This is a genomic window from Sinosporangium siamense (assembly GCF_016863435.1).
GTDB classification, from domain to species: Bacteria; Actinomycetota; Actinomycetes; order Streptosporangiales; family Streptosporangiaceae; genus Sinosporangium; species Sinosporangium siamense.
The window spans coordinates 155,583-168,339 of sequence record NZ_BOOW01000020.1; the positions used below are offsets into that span (position 1 = coordinate 155,583).

The following is a 12,757-nucleotide window of genomic DNA, read 5'->3' on the forward strand; positions in this document are numbered from 1 at the left end:
GTGCGCGCCCCGGCCTGCCGCTCAGCAACGCCACTCCCGGGCCTCGCCGCAGTCGGGCATCTGCGGCCGGCTCAGGACGGCCAGCACCCGCTCCCCCAGATCCGGGGCGAACGCAAACATGCCCGGCCGCTGCTGCCCCACCGCTCTGGCGGGGCGCCCGTCGATCTGCCCCGCCGTCGTCAGCACGACGTACGGCCCGGCCTGCCGTACAGATCCCGCCTGGCGGCCTTGGGAGGTGAAGCGGTCGCTCACGGTGCCGGGAAACGCCAGGGCCCGCAGGCCCGGGGAAGGTTTGCCGGAGTGCGGGAGCGCGGCTCTGGCCCGGACGGCGGCATGCTCGTTGGGGAAGGCCACCACGCCGACGGTGACGAGGACGCCTTGGAGGGCGTCGAGGTAGGTCGCGCGCAGCACACCTTGGCATCCGGCCTTCGCGAGGGCCGTGCGGAGGGCACGATCCAAGGCGGACGCGCATCTGGTGTCAGGAGATATGCCGACCCGGGCTGCCTGCTCCTCTCCGCCCTGTTCGGCGGAGTAGGCGAGGGTCTCAGGGAAGATGCGCCCGGCGGGCCAGACCCACCATCGGCGCGCCACCTCCTCGGCGGAGGCGCGGCGCAGTTCGTCGGTGCTGGGGCCCCTGGTCAACTCGGTCCCAGCCGCTCCCGCGGCCACCCCGGCGACGACCGCGCAGATCAATGTCAGCGCCGACGCCACGACGAGGGCCGGCCAGACCGGGCGCGCACTCCGGCCAGGGACATCAGTCACGGCTCGACTTTAATGCTGAAGACCGGGTAACAGCCGCACTTCTCCGCCATACCGCCACGGCTTCGGCAATCCGGAAGGTGACCGGCGCGTACGGCGACGCCCCGCCGACCTGAGCCGGCGGGGCGTGCAATCGTCGATATGCCGGACCTCAGTAGGTCGGCAGGCTGGGGTCGATCGACTTGACCCAGCTCAGCACGCCGCCGCCGACGTGGACGGCGTCGGAGAAGCCGGCGTTCTTCAAGATCGCGAGCACCTCGGCCGAACGTGCGCCCGACTTGCAGTGCAGGACGATCTTGCGGTCCTGCGGGAGACCCTCGAGCGCCGCGCCGCTGATGAACTCGCCCTTCGGGATGAGCACAGCGCCGGGGATGTTGACGATCTCATACTCGTTGGGCTCGCGGACGTCCACGACGTAGATGTCGTCGCCGCGGTCCTGCATCTCCTTGAGCTCCAGCGCGGTGATCGTCGCGCCGGAGGCCGCCTGCTGGGCCTCGTCGGACACCGTGCCGCAGAAGGCCTCATAGTCCTCAAGGAGCTGGGTGATCGTCGGGTTCTTCCCGCACAGCGGGCACTCGGGGTCCTTGCGGACCTTGACCGCGCGATATTGCATCTCCAGCGCGTCGTAGATCATCAGACGGCCCACGAGCGGATCGCCGATGCCGGTGAGCAGCTTGATCGCCTCGTTGACCTGGATCGAGCCGACCGAGGCGCACAGCACGCCGAGCACACCGCCCTCGGCGCAGGAGGGCACCATGCCGGGCGGCGGGGGCTCGGGGTAGAGGCAGCGGTAGCAAGGGCCGTGCTCGGCCCAGAAGACGCTCGCCTGGCCGTCGAACCGATAGATCGAGCCCCAGACATAGGGCTTGCCGAGCAGCACGGCCGCGTCGTTGACCATGTAGCGCGTCGCGAAGTTGTCGGTCCCGTCCACGATCAGGTCGTAGCCGGAGAAGATCTCCATGACGTTGTCGGTGCTGAGCGCCACGTTGTGCACCACGACGTCGACCAGCGGGTTGATCTCCTTGACGCTGGCCGCGGCGCTCTCGGCCTTGAGACGGCCCACGTCGGACTGGCCGTGGATGATCTGGCGCTGCAGGTTGGACTCGTCGACGATGTCGAAGTCGATCACTCCCAGCGTGCCGACCCCGGCCGCCGCGAGATACATGAGCGCGGGGGACCCGAGGCCACCGGCACCCACACACAGCACCTTGGCGTTCTTCAGCCGCTTCTGCCCCGCCATCCCCACATCGGGAATGATCAGATGGCGCGAGTAGCGGCGCACCTCGTCAACTGTCAGCTCGGCTGCCGGCTCTACCAGCGGTGGCAACGACACTTTTCTCCGCTCCCGTTTTCAGGGGAATGATCAGGGGTCTACGGCGCACCGCACCGTGCGCCCCGCACATGCAAACCTAGCCCGGCCGCCGGGCATTCCCAACCACCGGCCCCGACTACCGGAACATGAGCCGGGCGGAGTTGTGGATCAAGCTAAGGCGCCCGCCGACCGGGGTCGCGCCGCCGGCTCCACGGCCTCCCAGGCGCCTCAGGCCGCTTGGGCCGCCACCGCGTGTGCGATCAGCTCTCTGGCCTCCCGGGCGACCAGGTCGGGGAACTCCATCTGCGCCACGTGCCCCGCGTTGGGCAGCAGCACGAGCCGCACCTTGGGGAAGGTACGGCCGGCGCGGGCGGCCATGCGCGGGTCCACGAGCCGGTCCTTGCGCCCGTGGATCACGAGCGTCGGGGCGATGATCTTCGCGGCCTGCCGCCAGAGATTATCCTCCCCCCGCCGGAAGTACTCCGACACGATGCCGCGGGCCGAGGCGGCCAGCGCCTGACCGGCGTAGGCGAGGGCGTCGCGGCGGCGCAGCTCCTCTATGGCCTCCCGCAAGCGCTCAGGGTGCACCCGGGCGAGGTCGGCGTAGCACATGGCGAGCGTCGCGTTGATCCGCTTCTCCGCCGGCAGCACGCGGAGGTGCTCGACGGCCCACTCCCCGATGCGGGGGGCGGCGGACACCACGACTCGGGCCGGGCCGTACCTCGGGAGCAGATCGGGCAGCGCCGGCGAGACGAGGATCAGCGACCGCACCAGGTCGGGCCGGGTGGCGGCGAGGCGGACCGAGACGGCTCCGCCGAGCGAGTTGCCGAACAGGTGCACGGGACCGCGGTCGAGATTCTCGATCAGGCGGATCACCGACTGCGTGTGGGCGTCCACGGAGTAGTCGCCGCTCGGCGGGGCCGGCGAGTAGCCCGCCCCCGGCAGGTCGACGGCGTGCCCGGCGACGACGTCGCGCAACTCGTTCATCAGGTCGGTCCAGTTGGTGGCCGAGCCCGCGAGTCCGTGGACGAACACTGCGGTCTCCGTCGCGGTCTGCGGGGTCGAACGCACGAAGACCTCTTGTTCTCCGAGGTCGACCAGTTGTCCGGGCCACACCGGGATCGGCTCGTTCACCGCGCCTCCTCTGTCAGCGCCTCCGCTCAGCCTTACGGCTTCCGACGATAGCCGCCCTTGGCGCAGGACGGTTATTGAGTCGGATGTCTTTATATACCCACAATGTACAACCGATAACCCCATTTAATTATTTCACCCCCACACAAATAACCGCAATTCCACATATATCAACACAAATTAGGACACGCAAAGCAGCATAAAGGGCTTCCAGTTGATCTCTGGAAGCCCTTCTCCGTCTGAACTTTTGGGCCCCACCTCCGCCCGTCCCGCTTCGCGATCTCTACCAGACTCCCCCACACACCCTCTGATCAGCCCACACGCCTCAGAAAGGTCATAGGGCATCCACTTAATACATCGCTTTTATCCAGTCCAACTCACCACACTTAGCAAAGACTCTCCGTATTCAGTAGATAACTATCCGTAATCAGTTTCATGGTCACGAATCAGGACATCAAGGCCAATAGCCCCTCGGGCCGATCATTCGGAAAGGGAAGTAGAAGATGAACCTGAAGCGACTCTCGAACGTGCTCGTCGCTGCGGCCATCGCCGGTGGCGGCGTGGTCACAGTCGGCGCAGCCACTGCAATCACTGCTTCGCCCGCCGCCGCCAGCTCGCACGGCGCGCGTTGTGGCAAGCACTTCTGCCTCTACAAGGTCCACGTCGTGAAGGTGCGTCGATTCAGGACGTTCGACCACCACGACCACCACCACCACTTCAACCGGTTCCACCACCACCGTCACCACCACCACCGCCCGCATCACCACCACCACGACGGGCATCATGGGCATCACGGGCATGACGGTGACCACTGGGACGGTGACGGCGAGGGCGGCGGCGGCGACTTCCGTGACGGACACCGTCACCACCGTCACCACCGGCACCACCACCACAACTGCTCCCACGGCCACTGCAGCCGGGCCGGAGAGCACTTCCTCTTCTACAAGAAGAAGATCAAGATCGTGAAGGCCGGGGCCAGTCACCACCGCAGATGGCGTCGATAGTCCCAGCCGAACGAGACGGACATGCCAGGTCGCGATGACCTGCTTGCCCTAAGACGTCAAGCGTGACGTCGGCGTCGTGGCACCTCCCAGGTGCCACGACGCTCACGCGTGCAGGACCCATCGGACAGAGTCCGGCCTTGCCGGCGGCGTGCACCGCTTGGGCCGGCGAGGTGCGGACGGACGCAGGAACCGCCCGATACGGCAGGTCCCGGCGCGGCATGCGCTACCCGAAGGCACCCGGCACCCCGGCATACCGACCGGCCGGGCGCCGAGCACCACGGGCGGCCGGCGCGGGCGCCGGGAGTCGTCGGCGCAGCCGGGCGTGAGGCCGCGGGCGGCGGCCTGGTGGGGACGAGCGCCGGAAGTGCCCCGGGGCGCTCACGGCGGACCCGGTGGCTACGCTGCGTAAGCGTGGCGGTCAGGCGGGTGGGGCGCTTACCGCGTGTCCGGCGGTCACCCTCCGTGCGGTCAGGCGGTTTTGCGGGGCTTGCGCCGGGCCGGGGCCTTGGCTTCCCTGGGTTCCTTTTCCGTCTTGCTCGCGGCTCGGGCCGGGCGTTTGGGTTTGGCCTCCTTGGCTTCTGCCGTACGGGGGGCCTTGGGACCGGCGGCTTCGCGTTCGCGTTTGGCGGCTTCGACGCTGGCGCGCAGGGCGGCCATGAGGTCGACGGAGGGACCGGCCTCCTCGGCGGGGGCGGCGGGGGCGACCACCTCGCGGCCCGCCACCTTGGCCTCGATGACCTCCTGGAGCGCCTCGCGGTAGGCGTCGCGGTATTCCGCGGGGTCGAAGTCGGCCACCATGGTCGTGATCAGCGACTCGGCCATGCTTACCTCGGCCTGCCGTACCTCGATGTCCTCCTCCAGGAAGGGGAAGGAGGCGACGCGGATCTCGTCCGGCCAGAGCATGGTCTCCAGCACGAACACCCCGTCGCGCACCCGCAGGGTCGCGAGCGACTCGCGCTGGCGGAGCGCGACCTTGACGACCGCGACCTGGCCGGAGCGCTCCAGGGCGTCCCGGAGGAGCACGTACGGCCGGGCGCCCTGGGCGTCGGGCTCCAGGAAGTAGGACTTGGCGAAGTAGATCGGGTCGATCTGCTCGGCAGGGGTGAACTGGAGCACGTCGATGCGGCGGGAGGTGGACAGCGGCAGGTCCTCGAAGTCCTCGTCGGTCAGCACCACCATCTCGCCCGTGGCGAGCTCATATCCCTTGGCGATGTCGCCGAAGGACACCTCTTGCCCGCACACGCTGCACACGCGGCGATACTTGATGCGCCCGCCGTCGGTGCGGTGCACCTGGTTGAAGGACACGTCCTTCTGCTCGGTGGCCGAATAGACCTTCACGGGGATCATAACCAGCCCGAAGGAGATCGCACCCTTCCAAATGCTGCGCATAGCCGTCCTCCCGAGGTCGACCTCATTCGATACTAATTTCCGACCACACGTTCGAACAGTGCACCTTTTCTGCCCTCAGACCGCTTTGTACGGCGAAGCCGGATCCACGCAGGTCACGCACCCGGCGACGTGGCGTGAGCCGGGCCGAGACGATTGAGTCCATGACGAGGCAGAACCCTTAATCCCGGATTACTCGCCATGAGGCACATACCCCTCATGGGGGATCCAATGCCATATCCGATCGCGCCGATGCTGGCCGTATCCGGCCGGCTACCTGCGGATCTGGCGAACTACGCCCTAGAGGTCAAGTGGGATGGCATCCGGGCCGTGGTGTACGTCCGGGAGGACGGGATACGCGTTACCGGTCGTAGGGGGACGGACTTCACCCGCCGCTACCCGGAGGTCGCCGACGCCGTCGACGTCCTCGGCGGACAGGGCCACGCCGGGCACCGGGCCGTGCTCGACGGGGAGGTCGTGGCGCTCGACGAGACCGGGCGTCCCAGCTTCGAGCTGCTCCAGCGTCGTATGCACGTGGAGAACCCCGGCGCGGCGGGCCTGCTGGCCGAGGTTCCGGTGCGTTATCTGCCCTTCGATCTGCTCTACCTCGACGGCCACACTTTGCTGGCTCTGCCGTACACCGAGCGCAGGGAGCTGCTGGGCTCGCTCGGCCTGGACGTGCCGCCCGCCTTTCCCGGCGAAGGCGGGGATCTGCTCACGGCCACCCGCGAACAGGGGCTGGAGGGGGTGGTGGCCAAGAGGCTGGACTCTCCGTACCGGCCGGGGCGCAGGGTGGACTGGTGGATCAAGGTGAAGCACCTGTCGACGCGGGAGGTGGTGATCGCCGGGTGGCGGCCCGGGGCCGGGCGGCGAGCCGGAGGGATCGGGTCGCTGCTGATGGGGGCGTTCGGGGAGAGCGGGCTCGTCTACATCGGACACGTCGGCACGGGCTTTTCCGACGCGGCGCTCGACGCCCTGTACTCCCTGCTCACACCGCTGGAGATCCCGGACAGCCCCTTCGCCGAGCGGCCCCCCTGGGACATCGCCAAAAACGCGAAATGGGTTCGGCCGGAGGTGGTGGGGGAAGTGGCCTACACGATGTGGACACGCGACGTGCGGCTGCGCAACCCCGCCTGGAGGGGGCTGCGGCCGGACAAGGCTCCGGGGGAGGTGCGGCTGTGAGTGCGGCGAAGGATAACCGGGTGACCGTGCATGTGGGCGGTCGCGACCTGTCCTTGAGCAACCTCGGCAAGGTCCTCTACCCCGAGACCGGCTTCACGAAGGCCGAGGTGATCGACTATTACACGCGGATCGCCCCGGTGATGCTTCCCCACCTGCGGGGACGGCCCCTGACCGTGAAGCGCTACCCCAACGGGGTCGACGGGGCCTTCTTCTTCGAGAAGAACGCCCCCGCGCACACCCCCGGCTGGATACGCACGGTGACGCTTCCCGTGCCCGGCAGCTCCAAAGGCCGGGAGACGATCGACTTCCCCGTCGTGGAGGATCTGCCGACCCTCGTCTACTTCGCCAACCTCGCCGCGCTCGAACTCCACGTGCCCATGTGGCGCGTCGACGACGACGGCGCCGCGCAGCCGCCCGACACCCTCGTGTTCGACCTCGACCCCGGCGAGCCGGCCACGATCGTGGAGTGCTGCCTGGTGGCGCAGCTGATCCGCGGGGAGCTCGAGGCCGAAGGCATCACCTCGTGGCCGAAGACCAGCGGCGGCAAGGGGCTCCAGCTTTACGCGCCGTGGGAGGGCGGCCACCCCTCCGACTACGCCAAAGCCATCGCCCGCAGGCTGGAAAAGGCCCACCCGGACGCCGTCGTCAGCGTGATGGCCCGCAAGGCCAGACCCGGCAAGGTGTTCATCGACTGGAGCCAGAACAACCCCGCCAAGACCACAGTCGCCCCCTACTCGCTCAGAGCCCGTGAACGACCCACCGCCTCGACCCCGCTGACCTGGCAGGAGGTGGAGGACTGCACGGACCCGGGCGACCTCGTCCTCACCTCATCCGACGTCCTGTCCCGGGTGGAACACCAAGGGGACCTGTTCTCGGAGGTGGCGAAATAGGGGGTGGCCGCGACGCCCCGATGCGGGTTACCTCCTCGCGAAATCAAAATCGAAAAGTAGTGTGGGATTGAGCGGCGGGCTGCCTGGACGGAGCCGCGCTCACCTGCATACTCGCGGGGCCGGTTTCAATGGCGAACTGGAGGGAGTTACGCAGATGTCGGAGATGGATCAACACGGCGACGAGCCCGTCCTGGTCGCGGAGGAGGAGATCGCGGCCGAGGCCGCCGAGGCCGACGCCGTCGAGCAGCACCTCACCCTCCGAGACGACGGCAACCAATGGCCGGACCACGGCACGCCTCTGGAGGCCGATCCGGCCGACGCGGCCGATCAGGCCCGCGGCGTCAACCTCGACGAAGACGACTATCGCTGAGCGGATTACCCACACGTAGGATGTGCGAGACCCTGGAGACATGGAGCCACCCAAGGAGAACGCCGTGACCGCTACCCCGGACGCCAAGCCCCGGGGCACCCGGCTGCCCCGGATGGCCCGCCGCCGCCAGCTGCTCAGCGCCGCCCAGGAAGTCTTCGTCGAGAACGGCTATCACGCGGCGGCGATGGACGAGATCGCCGAGCGCGCCGGGGTCAGCAAGCCGGTCCTTTACCAGCATTTCCCGGGCAAGCTTGAGCTCTACCTCGCCCTGCTCGACCTGCACGTCGAGGACATGGTGAAGAGGTGCCGCGACGCGCTCGACTCCACCACGGAGAACAAGCAGCGGGTCCGGGCCACGTTCGGGGCGTTCTTCGACTTCGTGTCCGGCCAGGGAGAGGCGTTCCGCCTGGTCTTCGAGTCCGACCTGCGCAACGTCGCCCCCGTCCGCCAGCGTGTCGAGCGTTCCCTCCGCGACTGCGCCGAGATGATCAGCCAGGTCATCCAGGAGGACACCGGCTGCTCCAGCGAGGAGGCCCATCTCCTCGGCGTCGCCCTCGTCGGCATGGCCGAGGTCAGCGCGCGTTACTGGGTGACCACCCACGGGGCCATCCCGCAGGACGCCGCCGAGCAACTGGTCGCCCGCCTCGCCTGGCGCGGCATCAGCGGCTTTCCCCGCACCAGCGACCACTGACCTGTTCACCTGATCCTGGTCTTCCGGCACCGGGCCTGGTCGTACGGCCCTGCTGACTTGGCGCTGCTGATCCGGCGTTGTTGATTTGGCGCTGCTGATCCGGCCCTGCTGACTTGGCGCTGCTGATCCGGCGCTGCTGATTTGGCCCCGTTGGTTTAACCCCGTTGGTTTGGCCCTGTTCACGTGGCCCTGGCACTTGCCCCTGTTCGCTTGGCGCGATCAGGGCCCCATCGGGCCGCCTTCCGGGGTGACGATGGTCCATGGGCGGCGGTCACGTCTCCCTCGGCGAAAGGGAACCTGATGGAAATCAAGATCAGCGTGCGGTCGGTGCACCGGGAGATCGTCGTCGAGACCGATCTCACCGCTGAGCAGGTCGAAGAGGAGGTCCGCATGGCGATGGCCGCCGACCGCGGCGTCTTCGCGATCGAAGACGTCAAGGGCCGCCGCATCATCGTCCCGGTCGCCTCTCTCGGTTTCGTCGAGATCGGCGGCGACGAGCTCCGCCCCGTCGGCTTCGGCGGCACCCTCTAGCGGTTTCACGGCTCACTGCAGCGGCTCCCCTGCGGGTTTCCACCGCCACGGGCTCCACAGCCGTGGTCCACAGCCGTGGTTCGACAGCCGCACCCGGGCGGTCCCGAAGGCCGGCGTGCCCGGGTGCTCGGCGCGCCCGGCGACACCGTCCCGGCCGTCCCAAAGGACACCGTCCCGGCCGTCCCGCAGGACACCGTCCCGGCCGTCCCGCAGGATGCCGTCCCGGCCGTCCCGAAGGTGGCGCGGCACAAGGGCGATCCAGGCGCCCGGCATGCCCGGAGACCCCCGCCGATCGCCCCCGCCCTCCCCAATGGTGGCGCGCTGCCGGCCCCTGCGGGGCCGGCAGCGCGGATCGGCCGGGTTTCTAGGACCTGCCCTCTCCCGCACACATCCTGCGTGTTGCCAGGTGGCAGCAGCGCGGGCGGCGTTGTCGTGGCGTTTCGTGGAGGATGTTGTCGCTGCTGGGACAGATCGCGTTCTCTCGTCGCAACACCGGACGCGATGTCCAGCGATTCGGCCCACATCTCATCAGGGAAGTGTCATAGCGCCGCGAGGCCCTCATATCAGGCACGCTACCGCCGACGGTGCGGTTTTTGTCCACGGACTCGGCCAAGGAATTCTTGTGAGCGTCCAAGCCGGCGGCGCCGTATACGGACTTAGGGGCCCGGGGTGAGGCCCAGGGCGGACATGCGTTTGCCGTGGGCCTCGGTGAGACGGGCGAACATGCGGGAGATCTCGGCGAGGTCCTCGCCGTGAGCGTCGACCAGCATCTGGGCGAGGCTCGGCCGGGCGGCGGCCACACGCTGGCCCTGGCTGAGGGCCTCGCCCACGAGGCGCCTGGCCCATAGGGCGAGGCGGCCGCTGACCTTGGGGTCGGCCTCGATGGCGGCGCGCACACGCTCGACGGCGAATTCGGATCTGCCCTCGTCGGCGACCGCCTCGTCCACGAGGTTCTTCGTGGCGGAGTCGAGGTGGCGGGCGGCCTCGCGGTAGAAGTCGAGAGCGATCCCGTTGCCGGCGTAAGCCTTGACCAGGGCCTCCAGCCAGTCCGACGGCTGGGTTTGGGTGTGCCAGTCGTCGAGGGCGGTGACGAACGGCTCCATCGCGGCCTCAGGGTCCACGCCGAGGGACTCCAGCCACTGGCTGAGCAGCCGGAAGTGGGCATATTCGGTGGCCGCGAGGTCACTGAGCGCAGCCCTGTCGGTCAGCGTGGGGGCGAACCTGGTGGCGTCCTCCGCCATGCGCAGGAACCCGGTCAGCTCGGCGTAGGCCAGGACACCTAGGAGATCGACGACACCCGGCGCCTGAGGGGAATCACTCATGGATGCAGCGTACGAGGATCCCCTCGCAACCCCCCACTTCAGCCACGCCACAGGGGCTGTCTCGGTGGAAAAACATGTCGAACGCCAAGAAATCGGTTCTCCGTTGTGGTATCGAGTACACTGCTCTGTGAAAGTGCGACCGCACTGTGTAAATCCAGGAGGATTGTCTCCTGGACCCCCATGTTTGGCGTTCGCCACTGCGGTCGCGATGACGTGAGAGGGCTGGCTTCTCCGCGAGGACCCCGGACGGGGGATCGTTCGAACCCGTGGTCCCGGCGGGCCCGCCTTCACTGGAGACTGAGGCAGGCCACGCTGACGACTTTCCGAGACCTCGGAGTCATACCAGAGATCGCCGATGCCCTCGAGACCGAGGGCATCACGACGCCGTTTCCGATTCAGGAGATGGCCCTACCGCTCGCACTGAGCAGCCAGGACGTGATCGGCCAGGCGCGCACAGGCACGGGCAAGACCTACGCCTTCGGCATCCCGATGCTGCAACGCATCGGCAAGCCCCGCAAAAACCGCAAAAAGCCGCGCGGCCTCGTGGTCGTGCCCACGCGTGAGCTAGCGCTCCAGGTCACGGAGGATCTCGTGGCCGCGGGTGGCAAGCTCGGCTCGCGCGTGCTTTCTGTGTATGGCGGGCGGGCCTACGAGCCCCAGGTCGAAGCGCTCAAGACCGGTGTCGACGTCGTCGTCGGCACCCCGGGCCGGCTGCTCGACCTCGTGAAGCAAAAGCACCTCGACCTTGGCCAGACGGCCATGCTGGTGCTCGACGAGGCCGACCGCATGCTCGATCTGGGCTTCCTGCCCGACATCGAGCGGATCATCAAGCTCATCCCCGCGGAGCGGCAGACCATGCTGTTCTCCGCGACCATGCCGGGGGAGATCGTCTCCCTTGCCAGGAAGTATCTCAACCGTCCCACCCACGTGCGGGCCGAGAGCACGCAGAGCGAGGGTGAGGCCAAGCCGGACATCGCACAGCATGTCTGGCGGGTGCACCGCATGGACAAGATCGAGATCGTGGGCCGGATGCTCCAAGCGGACGGCCGCGGGCTCACGATGGTCTTCTGCGAGACCAAGCGTGCCTGCGACATGGTCGCCGAGCAGCTCGAAACCCGCGGCTTCGCCGCGGCGCCGGTCCACGGCGACCTCGGTCAGGGGCAGCGGGAGCAGGCGCTCCGCGCGTTCAAGAACGGCAAGATCGACGTGCTCGTCGCCACCGACGTGGCGGCGCGGGGCATCGACATCGACGACGTCACGCACGTCGTCAACTACGACTGCCCCCAGGACGAGAAGGCCTACGTCCACCGCATCGGGCGCACCGGGCGGGCCGGGCGCACCGGCATCGCGGTGACCTTCGTGGAGTGGGAGGAACTCACCCGCTGGAAGGTCATCAACGGCGCGCTGAACCTCGCCTTCGCCGAGCCGGTGGAAACCTACTCGACCTCGCCGCACGTCTTCACCGAGCTGTCCATCCCCGAGGGCACCAAGGGTGTGCTTCCGCACGCCCAGCGCTCCCGGGCCGGTCTGGCCGCGGAGAGGATCGAGGACCTCGGCGAGACCGGCCGCTCCCGCGGACGCCGGCGCGACGAACGCGAAGAGCGTGAGACGCGCCCGCGCCGCGACCGCCAGCGCCGGCGCACCCGCGGCGGCAGGCTCGATGAGACCGCGGCCGGCACACCGGCCACGGAGGTTCTCAGCACGCCGGCATCCCCCGCTCCAGAGCCGGAGGTCTCGTTGGACAAGCGCCGCACCCGCGCATCGGACGACGCCACGCTTCTCGACCAGCCCGAGGCCACCCAGCCCGGCTCGGCCGACGGCGCCGCCCCCACCCGGCGCGCACGCACCCGCCGCACGACGGGAGCCGCCGTGGACGCCGTGTCCACGGCTCTGCCGGAGGCCGCTACGTTCCAGCCGCAGCTGCCCGAGGTGGAGCACGCCGAGCCCAGACCGGAGGCCGAACGCATCGTTCCGGCTTCGCCGTTCATGGTGATCTTCCAGTCGCCGGACCTCGCGACCGACGACGACGAGATCGCCCCTTCCGCTGCCACGGAGCGCGCCGCCCAGCGCCGCCGCCCCCCGCAGCACCCGCGGCGGCCCCGCCGCAGCTGACCCACCCCACGGCCCCGCCGCCTACCGCGGCGGGGCCCGCACGTCTGTGTCACGCCGGTATACGCCG

13 protein-coding genes are annotated in these 12,757 nt (G+C 68.7%); 6 read left to right on the forward strand and 7 right to left on the reverse strand.

The window, feature by feature from the left end; translation table 11 throughout:
* Positions 1-21: 21 nt before the first annotated feature.
* From Ssi02_RS16065 to ku, 5 genes are all read right to left on the reverse strand, one after another.
* Entirely contained in the window at positions 22-762 is a 741-nt protein-coding gene (locus Ssi02_RS16065; protein ID WP_239128947.1) for a hypothetical protein, read from the reverse strand.
* Between the two features lie 148 nt (positions 763-910).
* Positions 911-2,092: an adenylyltransferase/sulfurtransferase MoeZ gene (moeZ, locus tag Ssi02_RS16070; protein ID WP_204026300.1), complete on the reverse strand. Its 1,182-nt coding sequence runs from the start codon at positions 2,090-2,092 to the stop codon at positions 911-913.
* A gap of 207 nt (positions 2,093-2,299) precedes the next feature.
* The gene (locus tag Ssi02_RS16075; RefSeq protein WP_239128948.1) at positions 2,300-3,205 is read right to left on the reverse strand and encodes an alpha/beta fold hydrolase; all 906 of its coding nucleotides are present in this window, start codon (positions 3,203-3,205) and stop codon (positions 2,300-2,302) included.
* A gap of 443 nt (positions 3,206-3,648) precedes the next feature.
* Positions 3,649-4,188 carry a hypothetical protein gene (locus tag Ssi02_RS16080; protein ID WP_204026302.1) on the reverse strand — a complete coding sequence of 180 codons (540 nt, stop codon included), beginning with the start codon at positions 4,186-4,188 and terminating at the stop codon, positions 3,649-3,651.
* 486 nt (positions 4,189-4,674) lie between these two features.
* Positions 4,675-5,595 carry a non-homologous end joining protein Ku gene (ku, locus tag Ssi02_RS16085; RefSeq protein ID WP_204026303.1) on the reverse strand — a complete coding sequence of 307 codons (921 nt, stop codon included), beginning with the start codon at positions 5,593-5,595 and terminating at the stop codon, positions 4,675-4,677.
* 228 nt (positions 5,596-5,823) lie between these two features.
* Here ku and ligD (Ssi02_RS16090) point away from each other — a divergent pair, with 228 nt between their 5' ends.
* From ligD (Ssi02_RS16090) to Ssi02_RS16110, 5 genes are all read left to right on the forward strand, one after another.
* Complete coding sequence (ligD, locus tag Ssi02_RS16090) at positions 5,824-6,774, forward strand: non-homologous end-joining DNA ligase (protein WP_239128949.1); 951 nt, start codon at positions 5,824-5,826, stop codon at positions 6,772-6,774.
* 20 nt (positions 6,775-6,794) lie between these two features.
* Complete coding sequence (ligD, locus tag Ssi02_RS16095) at positions 6,795-7,664, forward strand: non-homologous end-joining DNA ligase (protein WP_204026675.1); 870 nt, start codon at positions 6,795-6,797, stop codon at positions 7,662-7,664.
* A gap of 154 nt (positions 7,665-7,818) precedes the next feature.
* Positions 7,819-8,034: an Rv3202a family protein gene (locus Ssi02_RS16100; RefSeq protein ID WP_239128950.1), complete on the forward strand. Its 216-nt coding sequence runs from the start codon at positions 7,819-7,821 to the stop codon at positions 8,032-8,034.
* A 64-nt stretch (positions 8,035-8,098) separates the two neighbouring features.
* A complete protein-coding gene (locus Ssi02_RS16105) occupies positions 8,099-8,725 on the forward strand; it encodes a TetR/AcrR family transcriptional regulator (RefSeq protein ID WP_239128951.1) in 627 nt (208 codons plus the stop codon).
* Between the two features lie 300 nt (positions 8,726-9,025).
* Positions 9,026-9,256, forward strand: a complete 231-nt coding sequence (locus Ssi02_RS16110) for a DUF3107 domain-containing protein (RefSeq protein ID WP_204026305.1) — start codon at positions 9,026-9,028, stop codon at positions 9,254-9,256.
* Between the two features lie 12 nt (positions 9,257-9,268).
* Here the strand turns inward: Ssi02_RS16110 and Ssi02_RS16115 are convergent, their stop codons facing one another.
* Together Ssi02_RS16115 and Ssi02_RS16120 are read right to left on the reverse strand one after the other, a co-directional pair.
* Positions 9,269-9,529, reverse strand: coding sequence for a hypothetical protein (locus Ssi02_RS16115; RefSeq protein ID WP_204026306.1), 261 nt, complete (start codon positions 9,527-9,529; stop codon positions 9,269-9,271).
* Positions 9,530-9,912: 383 nt separating this feature from the next.
* Positions 9,913-10,578: a ferritin-like fold-containing protein gene (locus tag Ssi02_RS16120; RefSeq protein WP_204026308.1), complete on the reverse strand. Its 666-nt coding sequence runs from the start codon at positions 10,576-10,578 to the stop codon at positions 9,913-9,915.
* Between the two features lie 402 nt (positions 10,579-10,980).
* Between Ssi02_RS16120 and Ssi02_RS16125 the strand changes: the two genes are divergently transcribed.
* Entirely contained in the window at positions 10,981-12,690 is a 1,710-nt protein-coding gene (locus Ssi02_RS16125; protein ID WP_239128952.1) for a DEAD/DEAH box helicase, read from the forward strand.
* The last annotated feature ends 67 nt before the right edge of the window (positions 12,691-12,757 follow it).